The organism is Sulfitobacter sp. 15WGC (genome assembly GCF_005068605.1).
Taxonomy (GTDB): domain Bacteria; phylum Pseudomonadota; class Alphaproteobacteria; order Rhodobacterales; family Rhodobacteraceae; genus Sulfitobacter; species Sulfitobacter faviae.
On record NZ_SZNL01000004.1, the window covers coordinates 67875 to 88461 of the forward strand.

16 protein-coding genes are annotated in these 20587 nt (G+C 63.2%); 13 read left to right on the plus strand and 3 right to left on the minus strand.

Annotated features, from left to right (window positions below; translation table 11 throughout):
* Window positions 1–68 precede the first annotated feature (68 nt).
* Window positions 69–2576, plus strand: coding sequence for a cation:proton antiporter (locus FCK22_RS04570; RefSeq protein ID WP_067266804.1), 2508 nt, complete (start codon window positions 69–71; stop codon window positions 2574–2576).
* A gap of 113 nt (window positions 2577–2689) precedes the next feature.
* On the opposite strand, the gene FCK22_RS04575 is transcribed toward FCK22_RS04570, so the two are convergent.
* A complete protein-coding gene (locus FCK22_RS04575; protein WP_067266806.1) occupies window positions 2690–3202 on the minus strand; it encodes a PepSY domain-containing protein in 513 nt (170 codons plus the stop codon).
* Between the two features lie 99 nt (window positions 3203–3301).
* Window positions 3302–4879 carry a DUF5928 domain-containing protein gene (locus tag FCK22_RS04580; RefSeq protein ID WP_067266808.1) on the minus strand — a complete coding sequence of 526 codons (1578 nt, stop codon included), beginning with the start codon at window positions 4877–4879 and terminating at the stop codon, window positions 3302–3304.
* A gap of 170 nt (window positions 4880–5049) precedes the next feature.
* Between FCK22_RS04580 and FCK22_RS04585 the strand changes: the two genes are divergently transcribed.
* From FCK22_RS04585 to FCK22_RS04605, 5 genes are all read left to right on the plus strand, one after another.
* Complete coding sequence (locus FCK22_RS04585) at window positions 5050–5868, plus strand: sulfotransferase family protein (RefSeq protein ID WP_067266810.1); 819 nt, start codon at window positions 5050–5052, stop codon at window positions 5866–5868.
* Between the two features lie 47 nt (window positions 5869–5915).
* Window positions 5916–6404 carry an SsrA-binding protein SmpB gene (smpB, locus tag FCK22_RS04590; RefSeq protein WP_067266812.1) on the plus strand — a complete coding sequence of 163 codons (489 nt, stop codon included), beginning with the start codon at window positions 5916–5918 and terminating at the stop codon, window positions 6402–6404.
* Between the two features lie 307 nt (window positions 6405–6711).
* A complete protein-coding gene (gene sseA / locus FCK22_RS04595; RefSeq protein WP_067266820.1) occupies window positions 6712–7566 on the plus strand; it encodes a 3-mercaptopyruvate sulfurtransferase in 855 nt (284 codons plus the stop codon).
* 33 nt (window positions 7567–7599) lie between these two features.
* Window positions 7600–8781, plus strand: coding sequence for an amino acid aminotransferase (locus FCK22_RS04600; protein ID WP_067266822.1), 1182 nt, complete (start codon window positions 7600–7602; stop codon window positions 8779–8781).
* A 215-nt stretch (window positions 8782–8996) separates the two neighbouring features.
* Window positions 8997–10697, plus strand: coding sequence for a histidine kinase N-terminal 7TM domain-containing protein (locus FCK22_RS04605; protein ID WP_136720253.1), 1701 nt, complete (start codon window positions 8997–8999; stop codon window positions 10695–10697).
* Between the two features lie 59 nt (window positions 10698–10756).
* Here FCK22_RS04605 and FCK22_RS04610 read toward each other — a convergent pair whose 3' ends face one another.
* Window positions 10757–12064, minus strand: coding sequence for an ammonium transporter (locus FCK22_RS04610; RefSeq protein WP_067266825.1), 1308 nt, complete (start codon window positions 12062–12064; stop codon window positions 10757–10759).
* 270 nt (window positions 12065–12334) lie between these two features.
* Here FCK22_RS04610 and FCK22_RS04615 point away from each other — a divergent pair, with 270 nt between their 5' ends.
* The 7 genes from FCK22_RS04615 (at window position 12335) to FCK22_RS04645 (ending at window position 20582) form a co-directional block, all read left to right on the plus strand.
* Entirely contained in the window at window positions 12335–14584 is a 2250-nt protein-coding gene (locus FCK22_RS04615) for a PBP1A family penicillin-binding protein (protein WP_197470961.1), read from the plus strand.
* Between the two features lie 112 nt (window positions 14585–14696).
* Entirely contained in the window at window positions 14697–16433 is a 1737-nt protein-coding gene (locus tag FCK22_RS04620; RefSeq protein ID WP_067266827.1) for a type I secretion system permease/ATPase, read from the plus strand.
* A complete protein-coding gene (locus FCK22_RS04625) occupies window positions 16430–17740 on the plus strand; it encodes an HlyD family type I secretion periplasmic adaptor subunit (RefSeq protein ID WP_067266828.1) in 1311 nt (436 codons plus the stop codon). Before FCK22_RS04620 ends, FCK22_RS04625 begins: the two co-directional genes overlap by 4 nt.
* An 84-nt stretch (window positions 17741–17824) precedes the next feature.
* The gene (locus FCK22_RS04630; protein ID WP_067266830.1) at window positions 17825–18283 is read left to right on the plus strand and encodes a RidA family protein; all 459 of its coding nucleotides are present in this window, start codon (window positions 17825–17827) and stop codon (window positions 18281–18283) included.
* Window positions 18280–19041: a glycerophosphodiester phosphodiesterase family protein gene (locus FCK22_RS04635; protein WP_067266832.1), complete on the plus strand. Its 762-nt coding sequence runs from the start codon at window positions 18280–18282 to the stop codon at window positions 19039–19041. The genes FCK22_RS04630 and FCK22_RS04635 overlap by 4 nt, the downstream gene beginning before the upstream one ends.
* Before the next feature lie 48 nt (window positions 19042–19089).
* The gene (locus tag FCK22_RS04640) at window positions 19090–20277 is read left to right on the plus strand and encodes a GNAT family N-acetyltransferase (protein WP_067266833.1); all 1188 of its coding nucleotides are present in this window, start codon (window positions 19090–19092) and stop codon (window positions 20275–20277) included.
* A complete protein-coding gene (locus FCK22_RS04645) occupies window positions 20274–20582 on the plus strand; it encodes a 4a-hydroxytetrahydrobiopterin dehydratase (RefSeq protein WP_067266835.1) in 309 nt (102 codons plus the stop codon). The genes FCK22_RS04640 and FCK22_RS04645 overlap by 4 nt, the downstream gene beginning before the upstream one ends.
* The last annotated feature ends 5 nt before the right edge of the window (window positions 20583–20587 follow it).

Below are 20587 nucleotides of genomic sequence, written 5' to 3' on the forward strand. Positions count from 1 at the left end.
CGAACTGCAGGCGCTGAGCGGGGCAAGAAGCGCCCCGCATTCAGCTAAATTCTGGTATTCCATCCTATATGGACATCATCCTCGTCACCACGGTCATTGCGTCGCTCTTTGTCGTTATCGGCTTGGCCGAGCCTTTGGCGGCGCGGTTGCAACTGCCCTACAGCGTGATCCTTGCGGTGCTGGGCATCCTGATCGGGGTCTCGGCGACCTTTTTCCTGCGGACCGATCTGACGGATGCGCTAAACCCGGTGGCGGCGGCCATTCTGGGGCTGCCGATCCGGTCGAACGTCTTTCTATACGTCTTCCTGCCGACGCTGTTGTTTCAGGCGACATTGGGAATGAACCTGCGCCGCATGGTCGACGATTGGGTGCCCATTCTGGTGCTGGCGGTCGTGGCCGTGGTGGTGGCGACGGTCAGCATCGGCTACGCGCTTTTCTGGGTCAGTGCGATCCCGCTGGCGGCCTGTCTGCTGATCGGGGCCATCGTCTCGACCACGGACCCATCGGCGGTGGTCTCGATCTTTCGGTCGATCTCGGCCCCGCGGCGGCTTGCGCGGATCATCGAAGGCGAAAGCCTGCTGAACGATGCCGCCGCCATCGCGCTTTTCGGCCTGTTCATGGGCTATGTCATGCTGGGCATTCCCGACCCGGAACTGGGCAGTGCGCTTGCGCAATTCCCAATGCTGATCGCAGGTGGGGCGCTGGTGGGCTGGCTGGGCGCGCGGATCGCGGTTTGGGTCATGGCGCTGTTTGCGCGGCATGAATTGGCGCAACAGTCGATCTCGGTCGCGCTGCCTTATCTGGCCTATATCGTGGCCGAGCAAAGCGTCGGCGCTTCGGGGGTGATCGCTGTGGTGGCGGCGGGGTTGACGCTGAACCTCACCGCGCCGGGGCGGCTGCCGCCACAGGCGTTGACCAACCTGCGCGAGCTTTGGGACGTGCTGGCCCATTGGGCCGGGGCGCTCATCTTTATCCTCGCCGCCCTGCTGATCCCGCGGCTGCTTGAGGAAGTCCGGCTGGAGGATTTCTTTCTTATCGCCGTGGTCGTGGTGGCCGCCATTTTCGCCCGCGCGGTGATCCTTTTCGGCCTGCTGCCCCTATTGACGGCGGCGAAGCTTTCGCCTGCGGTCGAGCGGCCCTACCGGGTGGCGATCCTCTGGGGCGGTTTGCGCGGAGCGGTCACGCTGGCGCTGGCGCTGGCGGTGACGGAAAGCGTGCGGGTGCCGGATGACATTCAGCGGATCGTGGGTATCTTGGCCACCGGCTTCACGCTCTTCACCCTGCTGGCCCAGGGTACGACGCTGCGTTGGATCATCGGGCGGTTGGGGCTCGATCAACTCTCGCCCATCGATCACGCGCTGTCGCGTCAGGTCATCGCCGTGGCCTTGCAGACCGTGCGCGAAGACGTGGCCCAAACGACCGAGAATTACGACCTGAACCGCGACATCGTGCGCTCCGAGGCGAAACGGTTTGGCGAACGGCTTGAGACAGCGGTCAAAACCGCGGAGGAGGCGACCGATATCCTCGACCGCGACCGGATCGCCCTTGGGCTGATCGCGCTGGCGGGGCATGAGCGTGACACGATCCTTGCACGGGTGCGCGAGCGGACGATCTCGGCCCGGATGGCCGATCTGGTGCTTTCGGATGCGGACCGGCTGATCGAAGGGGCGCGGACCCAAGGGCGCAGCGGCTATCAACGCGCGGCCCGGCGCAGCGTGGCCTATGGCCGCACATTTCGCGCAGCGGCAGTGCTGCACGGGCGCTACGGCGTGTCGGGGCCGCTGGCGCGGATGACGGCGGACCGCTTTGAAATGCTGCTGTCGCAACGGTTGATCCTGCGGGATCTGGGCACTTTCATCGATGGCCGCATTCGCCGGATCCACGGGCGGCGGGTGGCGGAATTGCTGCACGACCTGTTGGCGCGCCGTATCGAAGGGATTGAGACCGCGCTGGAGGGGCTGCGCTTGCAGTATCCCGGCTATGCTGAGGAGTTGGAACGGCGTTTCATCCGCCGCACGGCACTGCGTTTGGAAGAACGCGAATATACATTGATGCGCGAAGACGGTCTTTTTGGGGCCGAAGTCTATACCGCCTTGATGCAGGAACTGGCGACCCGGCGCACCGCGGCAGAGGGGCGCCCGGGGCTTGACCTTGCCGTGCGGCGCGGCGCTTTCATCGAACAGTTTCCGCTGTTTGCGGATCTAGAGGAGGGCGCGCTCAAACGGCTGAGCCGGGCGCTCAAGACCCGCTATGTCGATATCGGCGACGTGGTTTTGCGCAAGGAAAGCCCGGCGCGCAGCGTGTTTTTCATCGCCTCGGGTGCGGTCGAATTGGAAAGCGCGGGCCAGACTTGGCGATTGGGGCGGGGGGAGATGTTCGGCCAGATGGCCATCCTGACGAACCGCGTCCGTCGGGTAGATGTGCGCGCCATCGCGCCGACCACGCTTTTGGTTCTGGACGAAGACCGGTTCCGCCGCCTGCTAGAACGAAGCGCGGCCCTGCGCGAGGCGGTGCGTGCCAGTGCGGAGAAGCGCGGGATCGATCCGGTGGATCTGGTCTCGGGCGGGCGGGGGTAGCTCGGCGCGTCAAACGCTGGTGGAGCGTTTGGGGCCGGTGTGGTGCAGGGTATTTGAGAAAGGATGAAGATAGGGGGTGCGGCCGGTAGAGGCGGCCGCACCTTTGGCTGGGGTCAGTCGTCGGGGGTGATTTCGCCGGTGGTGGCGTCGATCAGCAGCTCGCGTTCGCCGGTGGCGTCGGTCAGTTCGACTTCATAAACCATGCGGTCATCTTCATCGTCGAGCGAGACTTCCTCGATCCATGTGCCGTCTTGGCCTTCCAGCTCGGTCAGTGCGGTCATCAGCACATCGCGGGCCGTGCCAGCGGCGCGCAATTCGTCCTCTTGGAAGAGGCCGCTGAGGAAGCTGGTGAGTTGCTCTTCGGACTGCTTCATTACATCGCCGGTGGCGGCATTGACGGTGACTTCGTACACGGATTCGCCGCGGACCAGGTCGATCTCATAGACCAGCGCGTCGCCTTCGGTTTCGATTTCGGCTTCCAGCACGCCGCCATCGATGCTGCTTTGTGCGGATTTGATGGCTTGGGACATGCTGATGCGCTCGGCCTCGGGGGCGGTCTCTTGCGCGAAGAGGGCTGCGGGGGCGAGCAGGAGCGATGTGGCGAGGGCGGTGAACTTACGTGTCATGGAAAACCTCTTGCGTTGTGGTGCGTCGGGCCGCGGGGCGGCGTTCTTGGTTCAACGCTTGGCGCGGAGGGCTGTTCCAGACGGTAGGGGCGGGCGGCGCTAATCTGCGAAGAGGCCTGCGGGCTGGACGATCGCGCGGGCCTCGCCTTCGGTCACCTTGAGGAAGTAGGCGAGGGCTGCGGCGTTGGTTTCGGGGGCGGCGTATTCGGAGAGGCGGCTGTAGTTTGCGAATTGGGCGTCGCGGATTTGGTCGACCTCATGCAGCATGTTCCCGCGGATCGTGGGGAGCAGGCGGGACAGGTTTTCTTGCGATGTTTGCGCGCCGCTCAGGCCGATGCGCCGCGCGTGGCCGCTGAGATAGGCGTCGGTCAGTTTGCATTCGACTTCGAGCATGCGCACCTGCGCGCGATCCGAGGCGAAATCGCGGAGCAGGTCGAGGTTCGACGTGTCGATGCAGACGATCAGCCGCGTGCTGTCGTAGTAGTCGTAGAGCATCCTCATCAGGGCGCGGCGGTGGCGGGTGCGTTTTTCCAGCGTGGTTTGAATGCCGCCGAGATCGGGCAGGGGGGTGTCTTCTTCGTTGAAGAGGAAATCCACCGCCGGGAGGCCGGTTTGCTGGCGTATCCGTCCGACGAGCCGTTTTGCCACATGCCATTTCTTGGCGATGATGATCAGCAGTTCACGTTCGCGGCCAAGGCTGGATTCCCTCTCCCAAAAGCGGGGGGCGAAACGGCGGCCAATGCGGCCGCGCGCGGTGAGAAATTCGAATAGGTTGCGGCCTTCGTCGCTGATCTGGAAAGGCACGCCTTGCGCGGCGTAGAGCAGGCCGAGGCGGCGTTTGAGGTCCAGTGCCTCGGGGCTGATTTTGCGGGCGAAGAGGTGGTTCTGGCCGAGCAGCAGGTCATAGTGGTCATTGTAGAAGGTGACCGGCATGCCGTAGTCGGAAAACAGCAGGAAGGTCAGGCTCCGGTTGGCGATTTCGCCTTCGGGGACGAGGTGGCGCACGAGGGTTTGAAAGAAGGTCTCATCCGGGATCCACGTGCTGCGAAAAAAGCGGATGACATCGGGGCGTTCGCGGCTGAATGCCATCAGCGCCTCGACGGTGCGGCGGCGCAGGCACCACCATTGGCTGCCGATCTGCACCTGAAGGTCGGCAGGGATCTTGCGGGTCAGGCCGAGACGCTTTTGCGCCTCGAACATCGCATAAAAGCGTTTGCGCTGCGTGCGTTCGTTGAACCAATGGCGATAGATCAGCCGCTCTTCTTTCCAGCCGGTCTTGATCCAATCGCTTTCGAAGTAATCCACGCTTTCGATGAAATCCGCGTTATTTTCATCAAGGAACCGATGCGCGTATTCGGCGGATTTGATCGCCATGCAATCGCCCGAGAGCAGGTAGAAATGCGTGGCGCGCGGAAAGGCTTCCATCGCGGCGGTGAGCGTGTCGAGCGTGGCTTGCACCAGTGACCACTCGCCCCAGCCGCAGCGGATGCGTTTGCGCGGGAAGGCGACGTTGGGGTTGTCGCGCAGGGCCGCGGTGATCTGGGCGTAGTCTTCGGCGCTGGCGGAGGCGTCGAAATGGATCGCCATGTAATCGCCCACCGCGGTCAGCCGCTCGGCTTGCCGGATAATGGCCTCCGGATCCTTGTGGCACAGCAGGATATAGGCAATTTTCGCCATGCAGGATACCGAATGTCCTTGTCGCGGCCCGCTTGCATCGGCCTTTTGTCGTGGATCACCTTCCTAGTTAATCCTGAAGACCGATTGAATAAACAGCATTTCTTTGCTTTTTTGCACCGAGGTCTGACTGTTGCTCAAAACAGCCAACGCCAGCAGGAGGCAGGACGCGCATGGGTTTTCCCGGAACATGGATGACGGAAAGTGAGAGCATGGTGTACCGCGTGGTGCCAAAATGCGCCTGTTCGACCATTGGCCAGATCATGTATTATTCCGACCATGGCGAATTCTTTGACGGCGACATCCATGATGCCAAGTCGGGCATTCATAAATGGGCCTTGGATGGGTCGCAGGGGCCGATCACCGAGAATGTGACGGCGCGCAAATCCTATGCCTTTACCTGTGTGCGCAACCCTTACACGCGAATTCTGTCGTCTTTCTTTGACAAGATTTGCGGCATTCAGCGCAACGGGCGGCGCTATCGCGGCAATCTGGTGCCGCTGCTGGTGCAGAAATACGGGATAGACGTAGGCGGTGAGGACGGCAGGGAGGAGTTCGACCAGATCGCGAGTTTCCGGCGGTTCCTGCTGTTCGCCCGCGATACCATTCGTTGGCGGCGGCCAATGGACCCGGACATTCACTGGTCGGCGGTCTCGGGCCATGTCAGCACCTTTATCGTCAACGGCGGCACCTACGACCAGATCTTCTGGACCGAGCGGTTCAACGATGGGATGCAGCAGGTGCTCGATGCCGTGGACACGCCGCACCCCGTCGATCTGGCCGCGATCCCGCGCTTTAACGAGAGCGAGGGCCATGGGCCCAAGCGGGCGCATCCGGTCGAGGATTACTTTGACGATCTGTCGATGCATCTGATGCGCGAGATCTACAAACGCGACTTCGATCTGTTCAAATATGACTTCGACAACCCCGGCAATAAGCAACCCCTAGGGGAGATCGATTTGGATGAGGTGTACGCCAAGCTCGGTGACTGAGCGGCAGCATCTTGCACCGGGGCGGGGGGCGCTCTACATGCTTTGGCATGTCACAGGTCAAATCCAGTTCCAAATCCGATCCGAATTACAAGGTGATCGCCGAAAACCGCCGCGCGCGGTTTGATTACGCGATCGAAGAAGATATCGAATGCGGTATCATCCTTGAGGGATCCGAGGTGAAATCCCTACGCGAAGGCGGGGCGAATATCGCCGAGAGCTACGCCGCCGTGGAGGATGGCGAACTGTGGTTGGTGAACTCCTATGTGGCGCCCTACAAGCAGGCCAAGACCTTTCAACATGAGGAGCGCCGACGTCGGAAGCTTCTGGTGAGCCGCAAGCAGCTCGCTGACCTGTGGAACGCGACGCAACGCAAGGGCATGACGCTGGTGCCCTTGGTGATGTATTTCAACCATCGCGGCATGGCGAAGATCAAGATCGGCGTGGCCAAGGGTAAGAAGCTGCACGATAAGCGCGAGACGGCGGCCAAGCGCGATTGGTCGCGGCAGAAGCAGCGGTTGTTGAAAGATCACGGGTAAGACGCGCGGCAGGCCCGGAATCAAGCCGTAGGCGCCGGGCCATCGCCTGCCCGCCCATCACGCCAGAGGCGTGCCAGAATACACTAGGCGCACCTTTGGTGCGACCGGGCTGGCGATTTGGTGAAGCGGGCGCCTCCTTGACGGCACACATCAAAGTTGAACCATAAAGTGGTGCCAACAGCCCGTAGCATCGCCACCCCACGGGCAGGGGATGGCCCTCCTTACACCTCTCACCGCCCCCCTTCCACTTGCCAGCATCCCCTGCCGGTTATAGGCATGGGCAACGCCCGCGACGAAGGAGGCCCCCATGGCCGACGATCCCAAGACATTGGTGTCAACCGATTGGTTGGCTCAGCATCTGAAAGACCCGGACCTGCGCATCCTTGATGCCTCGTGGTATCTGCCCGACGCCGGGCGCGATCCGAAGGCGGAGTATGACGCCGCGCACATCCCCGGCGCGCGCTTTTTCGACATCGACGATATCTCTGACGCGCGCTCAGACCTGCCGCATATGGCTCCGCCGATCGAGAAATTCATGTCGCGGCTGCGCGCCATGGGTGTGGGTGACGGGCATCAGGTGGTGGTCTACGATGGCGCAGGCCTGATGTCGGCGGCCCGGGTCTGGTGGCTGTTCCGCCTGATGGGGCAAGAGAATGTCGCCGTGCTGGATGGCGGGTTGCCCAAATGGCAGGCCGAGGGGCGCGAGACTGAAGATATGCCGCCTGTCCCGCGCGACCGCCATATGACCGTGCGTTTCCAGAACCAATTGGTGCGCGACGTGACACAGGTGGCCCATGCCTCCAAACTCGGCGATCCGCAGATCGTCGACGCCCGTGCCGCAGCACGTTTCCGCGGCGATGCGCCTGAACCGCGCGAGGGGCTGCGCGCAGGCCATATTCCCGGCGCGCGTAACGTGCCCTTCACCGAATTGCTCAACGACGACAAGACGATGAAGACCCCCGAAGAGACCCGCGCCATTTTCGAGGCGGCGGGCGTGGACCTGTCGAAACCCGTCATCACCTCCTGCGGCTCGGGCATCACCGCCGCCGTGCTGGCGCTGGCGCTGGAGCGGCTGGGCCACCGCAAATGGTCGCTCTACGATGGCTCATGGGCGGAATGGGGCATGTTCCCCACCGTGCCCGTGGCCACCGGCGCGGCTTAACCTTTTACCGTTACCTTCCAACCGGAGAACCCAATGTTCGAGACGCTCAAGGCGCAACCCGCCGATAAGATCCTCGCCCTTGTACAGGCCTACCGCGAAGACCCGCGCGACACGAAGATCGACCTCGGCGTCGGTGTCTACAAAGACGCCAGCGGCAACACCCCGGTGATGCGCGCCGTCAAAGCCGCCGAACAGCGCATCTGGGAAAACCAAGACACCAAGGTCTACACCGGTCTGGCGGGTGATCCGACCTATACCAATGCGATGGCTGCGCTCGTTCTAGGCGATGCCGTGCCGCGCGGCGCGATTGCCGCTGCCGCCACCCCCGGTGGCACCGGTGCTGTGCGTCAGGCCTTTGAACTGGTGCGCATGGCCAACCCCGAAGCGCGGGTTTTCGTCTCTGATCCGACATGGCCGAACCACCTGTCGATCCTGTCCTATCTGGGCATGGAAGTGGTGAACTACCGCTATTTCGACAGCGCGACCGGCGGCGTGAACTTCGACGGCATGATCGAAGACCTCAAGACCGCCAAGAAAGGCGATGTGGTCCTGCTGCACGGCTGCTGCCACAACCCCACGGGCGCGAACCTCAACAGCGCGGAGTGGGACGCGGTGATCGAAGTGCTGCAAAGCACCGGTGCCGTGCCGATGATCGACATCGCCTATCAGGGATTTGGCGACGGGTTGGAGGCGGATGCCGCTGCGACGCGCAAAGTGGCCGCCTCGGTGCCTGAGTGCCTGATCGCGGCAAGCTGCTCTAAGAACTTCGGCATCTACCGCGAACGGACCGGCATTCTGATGCTGGTGGCTGCCGAGGCGGCGCAGGGGCTGAACCAAGCCACTTTGGCCTTTCTCAACCGCCAGAACTACAGCTTCCCGCCCGATCACGGCGCGCGGATCGTGTCGACCATCCTGACCGATGACGAGCTCAAGGCCGATTGGATGGCCGAGCTTGAGGATGTTCGCAACGCCATGCTGGGTCTGCGTGAGCAACTGGCGGGTGAGTTGCAGAAACTTTCCGGATCGGACCGCTTTGGCTTCCTTGCCCAGCACCGGGGCATGTTCTCGCGGCTTGGCACCACGCCGGATAAGGTCGACGCGCTGCGCGAAAAACATGGCATCTATATGGTTGGCGACAGCCGTATGAACATTGCCGGACTGAACCAGAACAGCGTGCCCATCCTTGCCCGTGCGATCATCGACGTCGGCATCTAATCGCGCTCCGGGCCGCGCATGTCGCGGCCCGATCAGCCTTCGATTGTTGCGGAACAATCGCCCTATGCCTCTATTCTGGCCTCTTTTAATCAAAACTTGGTCGAAATGGCATGTTTGGATAGCTTGAGTGAAAACTCAGGGTCGGGCCAATTTTAGAATCATTCTTACATTGCATCCGCTTGGATGTGAGCTTGCCAGCGGTAGAGCTGGTAATCGTGACAGCCACGCTTGTCACCGTGTTGGGCTATTGGGTGCGCGGGCATAGCAGTCTGCCCGGTAAACATTGGTTTTTGCTGGCCATTCTGGCCATGGATTTCTGGCTTTTGTCGGTCGGGGTCGAGCTTTCCGCCACCTCTGCCGCCTGCGCATTTGGGGTCAGCCGTTGGGCGTGGATCGGCTTCGTGCTGCTGCCGACCTTCTGGGCTTTCTTCCTCTATGAGTATGCGCTCGGGGCCAAGGTGCCGCGATGGCTCGTGCCGCTTTGCGCGGGGCTTGCGCCTGCGCTGATCACCCTCGCCGCGGTGACGAGCGGTTGGCATGAGAAGTTCTATGGCCCCGAAACCAAGTGGTTGCTGAGCGCAGAGGGGGCCTATGTCCAATCCGACCACGGCCCGCTGTTCTTCATCGCGATCACCTATCTTTACATGGTCATCATGGCGGCGGCGGTCGTGGCGGGGCGGGCGGTGCGTTCGGCAAACCCGGCGGTGCGCAGCTTTTTCCTCAAGCTTTTTGCCGCGACGCTGATCCCCATGGTGGCCAATCTGGCCTATATCTTGGGCGGCATCACCCTGTTCAACACCGACCCGACGCCTTTCTCATTCGCGCTTTCGCTGACGCTGGTGGTCTGGCTGGTGGCCGATAACCGCTGGATCGACGTGAACGCAATCGCGCGCGAGCTGTTGTTCTACAACAGCACCGATCCGGTTTTTGTGGTCGACCCGAGCGGCGCTGCGATTGAGACCAATCCAGCCGCCGCCGACCTCTTGCGTCGGGAGGCCGACCCCGAGGCCCCGCTGAGCGCCTTTGGGGAGTTGGGGCCGATCATCCGCTATCTCGCGGCCCATGGCAGCCTGCCCGATGTGACCGATATCCAATTGGGCCACCGCCATTTCGCCGTGCGCGCCCATGCGATTTCTCTGGGTGCGGGGCAGAAACAGGTGGGCTGGGCCGTGGCGCTTTTGGATGTGACCGTGCAGAAGATCGCCGCCGAAAAGGCCATCGCCGCCGAACAGATGCAGGCGCAGTTCCTCGCTACGGTCAGCCATGAGCTGCGCACCCCGCTGACGGTCATCAACGGCGCGCTTGGCCTGTTGTTGCAGGGCGGGGCCAAGGTGAGTGATGCGCAAAAGGCGCGTCTGCTGGCAAAGGCCGCGGGCAGCTCCGAGACGCTGACGACTTTGGTCAATGATCTGATCGACACCCAAAGCCTCAGCAGTGCCGAGTTCAGCATCGACCTGCAGCCTGCCGCTCTCGCCCCGCTGGTGCAAAAGGCCGTGGCCCGGGCGGAGAGCCTGCAACCGGAGAAGGATATCCGCTTCCGCTGCGAGATGCCCAAGGCGGTGCTGACGGTCCAAGCCGATGCAGAGCGGTTGGGGCAGGTCTTTGGCAACGTGCTGTCGAATGCGGTGAAATTCTCTGCCCCGGGCGGGCAGGTGGAGGTCAGCCTACAGCAGTCCGAAGGCATGGCGCATGTGCAGGTCAGCGACAGCGGCTGTGGCATCCCCCCGGGCGCGGAAGAGCAGGTCTTTGCGCCCTTTTCGCAGGTCGACGGCTCCGACACCAAGGTCGCCTATGGCAGCGGTCTGGGGATGCATATCACCCGGCAGATTTTGGACCGGCACGGCGGCAGCATCCGCTATGTCAGCGCCCCGGGTGTCGGCACGACCTTTACCATTTCTTTACCCCTAGTGGCCTAACGCAAACCGCCCGGCCATTGCGGGCCGGGCGGTCAATTGTTTGACGATGTCGCTGGGGCTTAGCCCTTGGCGAACTCGGGGTAGGCTTCCATCCCCAGTTCGGACATGTCCAGACCGGTGATCTCGGCCTCTTCGCTGACGCGGATGCCACCGGCGGCTTTCAGGATCAGCCAGACAACGAAGCTGACGATGAAGACAAAGAGGCCAACCGCGGCGAAGCCGATGATCTGTGTGACGAAGGATGTACCTTCGGTATAGACCGGCACGACCAGCGTGCCCCAGAAACCGGCGATCAGGTGAACCGGGATCGCGCCGACCACGTCGTCGATCTTGAACTTGTCGAGCATCGGCACGGTCAGCACCACGATGACACCACCCACGGCACCGATCCAAAGCGCACCAAACAGCGTCGGGTCAAGCGGCCCTGCGGTGATCGAGACGAGACCGGCCAGCGCGCCGTTCAGCACCATGGTCAGGTCGACTTTCTTGTACATCACCTGCGTCAGGATCAGCGCGGCGACGGCACCGGCGGCAGCGGCCATGTTGGTGTTGGCAAAGATCTGCGCCACGGCGTCCACGTCTTCGATGGTGCCCATGGCAAGCTGCGACGCACCGTTAAAGCCGAACCAGCCCATCCACAGGATGAACGTGCCCAAAGTGGCGAGCGCAAGGTTGGAACCCGGCATCGGCACAACGCGGCCATCCTTGCCGTATTTACCCAAACGCGGCCCCAGAACGATGGCCCCGGCGAGGGCGGCGAAACCACCAGCGGCGTGCACGAGGGTCGAGCCGGCGAAGTCGCTGAAGCCCATGGCGGAAAGGAAACCGCCGCCCCACTGCCACGACGCTTCGATCGGGTAGATGAAGCCGGTCAGCACGACCACGAAGATCAGGAAGGGCCACAGCTTGATCCGCTCGGCCAGCGCACCCGACACGATGGAGGCGGTGGTGGCGCAGAACATCAGCTGAAAGAAGAAGTCGGAGGCGTTGGAATAGCCGCCTGCGTCGATCTCGGTCTTGATGTCCTTGGTCGCGAAGGTGCCAAAGACGCCTTCCATGATCCAATTGCCGTCACCGGGATACATGATGTTATAGCCCACCAGCCAATACATGACCGCGGCAAGCGCAAAGAGGCCCATGTTCTTGGTCAGCTGCGTGGTGACGTTCTTGGAACGCACCAGCCCCGCCTCCAGCATGGCGAAACCCGCCGCCATCCAGAAGACGAGGAAGCCGCCGATCAGGAAAAGCAGGGTGTTGAAGATGAAGGTCGTATCCGCCAGCGTCGCGTATTCCGCGTCCTGTGCCAGCGCCAGCCCGGGCAGGGCGCTGACCGCCGCTGCGAGGGGAAGTATTAAGATGGGTTTCATATGGTCGTTTCCTGTCTGCGGGTCCGAATGCGTGCTTACCGAAGCGGGCGGCTGCCCGTGCAGCATGAGAAAACCGGATATCGGACACTCTTGGACAGGTTTGCCTGCCATATTTGCGCCATTGCGTGGCAGTGCCGCCTAAAAAGCGGGCGCAGGCTGGAATCTGCCTATAAATTAATCAGACATTTGACGCCGATTGGACCTTGCAGCGCTAAACAAACCGCTGCAGTCAGGCTAAAGTGGCGAAAATAGGGCCGAGCAGGCGATATTATGACCGACAAGAACAAGCGCAAACGCCCTTTGGTGGCCGACAAGCGGTATCCCGGTAAGGCCAAACCCAAGGCCAAGACCGCGGCGCGAAGCAAGCCGGCCACGCGCAAGGCCGCGCCCGCCCGCCGCAAAGCCGCCCGTCCCAAACGCCCCCGGCGCGGCGGTATCCTCGGCTTTTTTGCGGGGGTGGCCCGTTGGATTTGGCGGCTGATCTGGACCATCACATGGCGGGTGAGCCTTGTGATCTTCCTCGTGCTCGCCTTGGCCGTTGGCTATATCTACACCACGATCCCGCCGCTCGAAGCGCTGCTGGATGGCCGCGCGCGTGGCTCTGTCACCATGCTCGACCGTGAGGGAGAGGTCTTTGCTTGGCGCGGCGACCAGTTTGGCGGCGTGGTCTCGGCGGAATCGGTCTCCAAACATCTGCGAAACGCGGTCATCGCCACCGAGGACAAGCGATTCTATCGCCATCTGGGCGTCAGCCCGCGGGGCATCGCCTCGGCTGTGCGCATCAACCTGAGCGAGGGGCGCGGGCCGCTTTCCGGCCACGGCGGTTCGACCATCACCCAGCAGACAGCCAAACTGCTCTGTCTGGGCGAGCCCTATGACCCCAGCAGTGGCATGACGGAAAAGGAATATGAGGCGGAATGCCGTCGTTCGTCCTTGGGCCGCAAAGCCAAGGAAGCGCTCTTTGCCATCGCGATGGAGCTGAAATACACTAAGAACGACATCCTCTCGATCTACCTTAACCGCGCCTATATGGGCGGCGGTGCCTTCGGGGCAGAGGCCGCGGCGCAGCGGTTCTTTGGCAAGCCCGCAGCGGCCCTCTCGCCCGCCGAAGGCGCGATGCTGGCCGGTCTTCTGACCGCGCCCACGACGCTTTCGCCCACCAACAATCTGGACCGGTCGCAAAGCCGCGCCGCCACGGTGATCCGCCTGATGGAAGAGCAGGGCTATCTCTCTGCCGCCGAGGCTGATGAGGCCATCGCCAACCCCGCGCAACTGTCCGAGGCGGCAGAGGCCGAGGCGGGCGGTTACTTTGCCGACTGGGTCATGTCTTCGGGGCCGGAGTTCTTTACCCGCAACACCACCGAAGACGTGATCATCAAGACCACCCTTGATCAGCGCATCCAACGCGCGGCTGAGGAGGGTTTGAAATGGGTGTTTGAGAATAAGGTCCGCGAAGGCTCCAAGGCGCAGGCGGCGATCGTGGTGATGTCCTCCGATGGCGCGGTGCGTGCGCTTGTGGGCGGACGCAAGACCAAGGTCGCGGGCGCCTTCAACCGCGCCACGCAGGCGATGCGTCAGACCGGCTCGGCCTTCAAACCCTTCATCTATGCCGCGGCGCTTGATCTGGGCTATTCACCCGATGACATCATCGTGGATGAGCCCTATTGCCTGAACATTCCCGGCTCGGGGCAATGGTGCCCCAAAAACTACACCAAGAGTTTCAAGGGGCCGGTGACCCTGACCGAGGCGCTGAAAAGCTCGCTGAACATTCCGGCGGTAAAAGTCTCGGAAAGCGTGGGCCGCGAAACGGTGAGTTCGGTCGCCACCCAGTTCGGCATCAAAAGCGATCTGGCCGCCGGTCCGGCGCTGGCGCTTGGCGCATCGGAGAGCACCCTGCTTGAAATGACCGGCGCCTATGCCGGTATCCTCAACGGCGGCTCATCGGTGACGCCCTACGGGTTGGTCGACCTGCGCCTTCTGGGCGAGACGGAGCCGCTGATGGGCACCGGCGGTGGCATCAACGAACGTGTGATCCAAGAAGATGCCGCGCGCCAGTTGGTCTATATGATGGAAAAGGTGATCTCCGAAGGGACCGGCCAGCGCGCCAAGTTTGGCGGGCGGCAACTGGCGGGCAAGACCGGCACCACCTCGGCCAATAAGGATGCTTGGTTTGTGGGCTTCTCGGCGGATTATGTGGCCGGGGTCTGGATGGGCTATGACGACAATACGCCGCTTACCGGGGTCACGGGCGGCGGCCTGCCCGCAGAGATCTGGCGCGAAACCATGAGCCGCGTGCATGAGGGGATGCCCCTCAAGGAGTTGCCGATGCAGGCGCCCGCCCCGCCCAGCAACCTGAGCGAGGCACAGCCCGAACCGCAGCCACAGCCGCAACCCCAAGGCGGTGGCAACCAAGGCGGCGGCGCGGACAATGTGATCGACAGGGTTCTGCGCGATATCTTTGGCGGCGGCAGCAGCGGCAGCGGGGCCAGCGCGCCCGCGCCGAACTTCCTTGACCGCTGAGGCGGTCGGGGACGGGCCGAAAAATCAATAGCATTGGGTTGTTAAACTCAGTATCAATTCCCCAAAGGCGGGAAGGTGCTGCGCGCGTGGCGGGCAGCGTTGAAGGGGTTTGATGCAAAGCGATGTGGTGAACAGGGGGCTGTCCGAGCTGCGTCGCGTGCGCAGGCGCAGCCGCGGGCTTTATTGGGCGGTGGCCCTGTTCAGCCTTTTTGCCAATATGCTCATGCTCACTGGCCCGCTCTATATGTTGCAGGTCTACGACCGCGTGCTCGGCTCTGGGTCAGAGGAAACGCTGATCGCCCTCTCGGTTCTCGTCGTCTTTCTCTATGCGGTGATGGGGCTTTTGGACTACACGCGCGGTCGGATCATGGCGCGGGTGGGGGCGCGGTTTCAATCCGATCTCGACCGGCGGGTCTTCGACGCGGTGGTGCGCAAATCCGCCGTGGCGCCGGATGTGAAAACCAACGCGGGCCTTGCCGATCTCGAAGCCGTGCAGCGCCTCATGACCTCCCCGGTGCTGATGGCCGCCTTTGACGCGCCATGGGCGCCGATCTTCTTTGCCGCGATCTTCCTGTTCCACCCGATGCTGGGCTGGCTGGCCTTGGGCGGTGCCGCCGTGCTGGTGGCAATCGCGGTGGCCAATCAGATGCTGTCGCGCGAAAGCCAAGCCCGGGCTGGCATCTCGGGGCAGGTGGCGGATGCCATGTCGGGCCAGATCAGGGTCGAGGCCGAGATGGTGCAGGCCATGGGCATGCGCGATGCCGCCTTTACCCGCTGGCAGCAGGCCCGGGGGCAGGCGCTGGCGCAGCAGGTGAAATCGACCGACGTGGGCGGCACCTTTACCGCGATGACCAAGACGCTGCGGTTGTTTCTGCAATCCGCCATGCTGGGCCTCGGTGCTTGGCTGGTCTTGAAAAACCAGATGACGCCGGGCGCGATGATCGCAGGCTCAATCCTTTTGGGCCGGGCGCTGGCGCCGGTGGAACTGGCGTTGAACCAATGGCCGGTGGTGCAGCGGGGCCGGGCCGGTTGGGCTAATCTGGCGCAGCTTCTGGGTGCGGTGGGGGAGGAGCCCGCGCGCACCGCCCTGCCACAGCCAAAGGCAAAACTCGCCGCAAAGGCACTGACCGTCGTGGCACCGGGTGAGAAACAGGCGGCACTCAAGTCAATCAACTTCACCGTGGAGCCGGGGCAAGCGGTTGGCGTGATCGGCCCCTCGGGGGCGGGGAAATCGACCTTGGCCCGCACGCTCACCGGGGTCTGGCCGCCTGCGGGCGGCTCTATCCGCCTCGACGGGGCCGCGCTGGAGCATTACGGGAGCGAGACCTTGGGGCGGCATATCGGATATCTGCCGCAGCGCGTTCAGCTGTTCGACGGCACCATTGCCGAGAATATCGCCCGGCTCTCGCCCGATCCCGACGACGCCAAAGTGGTCAAGGCGGCCAAGATGGCGGCGGCCCATGAGATGATCCTCGAATTCCCGCAAGGCTATGACACGCCCATCCGCGCGGGGCAGGTGCGGCTTTCGGGCGGGCAGATGCAGCGGATCGGGCTCGCGCGGGCGCTGTATGATGACCCGGTGATCGTCGTGCTGGATGAGCCGAACTCGAACCTCGACAATACCGGCTCTCAGGCGCTGAACCACGCGATCCGACAGATGAAGGCCAGCGGGCGGTCCGTGCTGATCATGGCGCATCGCCCGGCGGCCATTCAGGAATGCGACACGCTGCTGGTGCTGGATAACGGCATGCGCAAAGCCTTTGGCCCCAAGGATGAGGTGCTGGCCGGGATGGTGCAAAACCACCGCGAGATCCAGAAAGCGCCCGCGCGCTCGGGGGGCGTGGTATGAACGCCCGTGAGGACAAGCGCTGGTCGGCGGCGCGGCCCCTGATCCTTGGGTTCATCGGGCTGCTCCTGCTCTTCGGCGGTTTTGGCACATGGGCGGTGACCAGCCAAATCGCCGGGGCGGTCGTGGCCTCGGGCCGGATCGAAGTCGACCGAAACCGGCAGATCGTCCAGCATGAGACCGGCGGCGTGGTGGCCGACATCCTTGTGGATGAGGGCGACAGCATCGCCGCCGGGGATGTGCTGCTGCGGCTGGATGCGGAACAACTCACCTCGCAATTGGCCATTGTCGAAGGGCAGCTTTACGAGCTTATGGCCCGGCGTGGGCGGCTAGAAGCGCAGCGCGATGAGGTTGAGACGGTCACTTTCGACGAAGAGTTGCTGACCGCCGGGGCGACGAACCCTGACGTGCAGGAATTGGTGGACGGGCAGCGCAACCTCTTTGACGCGCGCCGCGTCAGCGTGGCGCAAGAGCTTGAGCAATTGGGCAAGCGCCGGGCGCAGATCAACGCGCAAATCCGCGGGGTCGACGCGCAGGAGGCCGCGCTTTCGCGGCAGTTGGAGCTGATTGAAGAGGAATTGGCCAATCAGCAATCGCTGCTGGACCGGGGCCTGACGCAGGCCTCTGCCGTCCTGACGCTGATGCGCGAACAGGCCCGCCTGCGCGGCCAAATCGGAGAGCTGTCGGCGCAAAAGGCGCAGTCGCAAGAGCGTGTGACCGAGATCGACATCGAACGGCTGAAACTGCGCTCCGCCGGGCGGGAAGAGGCGATCACCCAGTTGCGCGATCTGCGCTACCGTGAGTTGGAGATGGCCGAGCAGCGCCGCGCGCTTAGGGCTGAGATCGACCGCCTTGATATCCGCGCGCCGGTGTCGGGGGTGATCTATGGCATGCAGGTGCAAACCCCGCGTTCCGTCGTGCGCGCGGCGGAGCCGCTGATGTATCTCGTTCCGCAGGACCGTCCGCTGATCATCGCCTCGCAAGTGCAGACCATTCACATCGATCAGGTCGCCGTGGGCCAAGAGGTGAACCTGCGTCTTTCGGCGCTGAACCAGCGCACCACGCCGGAACTGGTGGGCAAGGTCTTGCAGGTCTCTGCCGATTCCATCGAGGATGACGCCACCGGTCAGAGCTATTACCGGGCCGAGATCGCGCTGAACCCCGGTGAGACGGATAAGCTTGAGGCGGGCACCATCCTCCTCCCCGGCATGCCGGTTGAGGCTTTCATCCGCACCGGGGAGCGCTCTCCCATGGCCTATTTGCTGAAACCGATGGCCGACTATTTCGCCCGTGCCTTCCGCGAAAGCTGAGGCCGGGCAGGTGGCAAAGGGGCTTTCCCTTGGCGCGGCGGGCGGTTAGCGTCCGCCCAGAACCGCAACCAAAGGAAGCCCGTCATGTCCCTGACCGCCCGCCTTGCCGAACTCGGCATCACCCTGCCCGACGCGCCCGCACCCGCTGCGAACTATGTGCCCTTCGTGGTCACCGGCGATACCGTCTATGTCTCGGGCCAGATCTCCAACGGGCCGGATGGGTTGATCACCGGGCGTTTGGGCGCTGATATGGACGTCGACGCCGGTGCCGCCGCCGCGCGCAGCTGTGCGCTGAGCCTTCTGGCGCAGGTCCGCGCCGCCTGTGATGGCGATCTGGACCGGCTTAAACGGGTGGTGAAACTGACTGGCTTCGTGAACTCCACCGCCGATTTCACCGACCAGCCCAAGGTGATCAACGGCGCCTCTGACTTCATGGTAGAGGCGTTGGGCGATGCGGGTCGTCACGCCCGCTCGGCGGTTTCTGCCGCATCGCTGCCGCTGGGTGTCGCCGTCGAAATCGAAGGCATCTTTGAGATCGAATGACCCTTCCTGCCGCCTTTTTGAACATTCCGCTGGCGCATCGCGCGCTGCATGACCTCGCCGCTGGACGGCCCGAAAACAGCCGCGCCGCCGTGCGCGCGGCTGTCGATGCGGGGCTAGGCATCGAGATCGACCTGCAACTCAGCGCCGATGGCAAGCCGATGGTGTTCCACGATTACGGGTTGGAACGGCTGACGGCAGAGCAGGGCGCGGTTCGGCTGCGCGACGCAAGTGCCCTTGCCGCGATCCCGCTAAAGGGCGGTGATGAGGGGATTCCGACGCTTGAGGACATCCTCGACCTCGTTGCCGGGCGCGTGCCGCTCTTGGTGGAGTTCAAGGATCAGGATGGTGCCATGGGGCCGGATGTCGGTGCGCTTGAGGCCGCCGCGGCGGAACTGCTTGGCCGCTACCGCGGTGATCTGGCGGTCATGTCCTTCAACCCGCATTCGGTGCGCGCGCTGGCCCGGCTTTTGCCCGAGGTGCCGCGCGGCCTGACCACCAGCGCCTATCGCCCCGATGAATGGCCGCTGCCCGCCGCGACCTGTGACCGGCTGCGCGAGATTCCCGATTACGCCGACAGCGGGTCTTGTTTCATCAGCCATGAGGCCGACGATCTGAGCCGCCCCCGCGTGGCGGAACTCAAGGCCGAAGGGGCGGCGGTGCTCTGCTGGACGATCCGCAGCCAAGCGGAGGAAGAGATCGCGCGTCAGGTGGCGCAGAACGTGACCTTTGAGGATTATCTGCCGCGCCCGCGCCCTTGATCTGCGAGGCCGAGGCCACACATAGGACCCAAGGCAGGCAAGGCTCAGATGAACGCGCAGGAAATCGAGATTACCGTGGTGCCGGAATTGGCGCAGATCGGCCAAGAGGATTGGGGCGCCTGCGCCTGTCCCGAGGCCGCGGATGGGGGCCGTCCGCGCGACCCTTTCACCACCTATCGCTTCCTCTCGGCGCTTGAGCGCAGCGGCTCGGTCGGCCCCGGCACCGGCTGGCAGCCGCAGTATCTGGTGGCGCGGATCGCAGGCCAAGTGATCGCCGTCGCGCCGATGTATGCCAAATCCCACAGCCAAGGCGAATATATCTTCGATCACAACTGGGCCCACGCCTATGAGCGCGCGGGCGGGCGCTATTACCCGAAACTCCAGATCGCGGTGCCGCATACCCCCGCCACCGGGCGGCGTTTTCTGGTGCGGCCCGGGTTCGAAGAGGCGGGCACCGCCGCGCTGGTTCAAGGCGCGGTGCAGCTGACCGACAACAACGCGCTGTCGTCGCTGCATGTGACCTTTTGCACCGAGGGCGAAGTCGCGCGGGCCGAAGAGCTTGGCCTGATGAGCCGCAAGAGCCAGCAATTCCATTGGCACAACCGCGATTATGCGGATTTCGATGGGTTCCTCGCCAGCCTGTCCTCGCGCAAGCGCAAGAACATCCGCAAGGAACGCGCGCATGCGCAGGATTTCGGCGGCACGATCCATACCTTCACCGGTGACCAGATCGAGCCGGAACATTGGGATGCCTTTTGGCAGTTCTACCAAGACACCGGCGCGCGGAAATGGGGCTCACCCTATCTCACGCGGGAATTCTTTGACCATGCGCAGGAAAGCCTGCGCGACGATATCGCATTGGTGCTGGCCGAACGTGACGGGCGTTGGGTGGCCGGGGCGCTGAACTTTATCGGGCGCGAGACACTCTTTGGCCGCTACTGGGGCTGTACCGAACATCACCCCTTTTTGCATTTCGAACTATGCTACTATCGCGCCATGGATTTCGCCATCGCCCATGGGCTTGCCCGTGTCGAGGCGGGCGCGCAGGGCGAACACAAGCTCGCGCGGGGCTATCTGCCTTCGCCCACATGGTCGCTGCATTGGATGCGCGACCCGGGCTTTGCCGCCGCCGTGGGGGAGTATCTGCAGGCCGAACGCGACGCCGTGGACGAAGAGATCAGCGTGCTGACCGACTACGGACCTTTCAAAAAGACGACGATCGAGGAACAAGAATGACCGAGAGATTGAGCATCGAGACCCGCAAGACGCTGCTGCAACCGCTGTTCAACACGGGCTGGGAAATGGTCGAAGGCCGGGATGCGATCCACAAGACGTTCAAGTTCAGTGACTTCGTCGAAGCCATTGGCTGGATGACAAGGGTAGCAATCTGGGCGGAAAAATGGAATCACCATCCGGAATGGAGCAACGTTTACAACCGGGTGGAGGTAACGTTGATCACCCATGACGTGGATGGGCTCAGCTCGCTCGACGCGAAGCTGGCGCGTAAGATGGATGGTCTCTTTGGGGCCGGCAAAGACTGACGGAG

What these genes read in the sequence shown, in the direction of transcription:
- FCK22_RS04600 (WP_067266822.1), top strand. Translation starts at nt 7,600, where the DNA reads ATGTTCGAGACGCTCAAGGCGCAACCCGCCGATAAGATCCTCGCCCTT.
- FCK22_RS04630 (WP_067266830.1), top strand. Translation starts at nt 17,825, where the DNA reads ATGTCCCTGACCGCCCGCCTTGCCGAACTCGGCATCACCCTGCCCGAC.
- sseA (WP_067266820.1), top strand. Translation starts at nt 6,712, where the DNA reads ATGGCCGACGATCCCAAGACATTGGTGTCAACCGATTGGTTGGCTCAG.
- smpB (WP_067266812.1), top strand. Translation starts at nt 5,916, where the DNA reads ATGTCACAGGTCAAATCCAGTTCCAAATCCGATCCGAATTACAAGGTG.
- FCK22_RS04610 (WP_067266825.1), bottom strand. Translation starts at nt 12,064, where the DNA reads ATGAAACCCATCTTAATACTTCCCCTCGCAGCGGCGGTCAGCGCCCTG.
- FCK22_RS04625 (WP_067266828.1), top strand. Translation starts at nt 16,430, where the DNA reads ATGAACGCCCGTGAGGACAAGCGCTGGTCGGCGGCGCGGCCCCTGATC.
- FCK22_RS04580 (WP_067266808.1), bottom strand. Translation starts at nt 4,879, where the DNA reads ATGGCGAAAATTGCCTATATCCTGCTGTGCCACAAGGATCCGGAGGCC.
- FCK22_RS04640 (WP_067266833.1), top strand. Translation starts at nt 19,090, where the DNA reads ATGAACGCGCAGGAAATCGAGATTACCGTGGTGCCGGAATTGGCGCAG.
- FCK22_RS04615 (WP_197470961.1), top strand. Translation starts at nt 12,335, where the DNA reads ATGACCGACAAGAACAAGCGCAAACGCCCTTTGGTGGCCGACAAGCGG.
- FCK22_RS04635 (WP_067266832.1), top strand. Translation starts at nt 18,280, where the DNA reads ATGACCCTTCCTGCCGCCTTTTTGAACATTCCGCTGGCGCATCGCGCG.
- FCK22_RS04585 (WP_067266810.1), top strand. Translation starts at nt 5,050, where the DNA reads ATGGGTTTTCCCGGAACATGGATGACGGAAAGTGAGAGCATGGTGTAC.
- FCK22_RS04620 (WP_067266827.1), top strand. Translation starts at nt 14,697, where the DNA reads ATGCAAAGCGATGTGGTGAACAGGGGGCTGTCCGAGCTGCGTCGCGTG.
- FCK22_RS04575 (WP_067266806.1), bottom strand. Translation starts at nt 3,202, where the DNA reads ATGACACGTAAGTTCACCGCCCTCGCCACATCGCTCCTGCTCGCCCCC.
- FCK22_RS04645 (WP_067266835.1), top strand. Translation starts at nt 20,274, where the DNA reads ATGACCGAGAGATTGAGCATCGAGACCCGCAAGACGCTGCTGCAACCG.
- FCK22_RS04570 (WP_067266804.1), top strand. Translation starts at nt 69, where the DNA reads ATGGACATCATCCTCGTCACCACGGTCATTGCGTCGCTCTTTGTCGTT.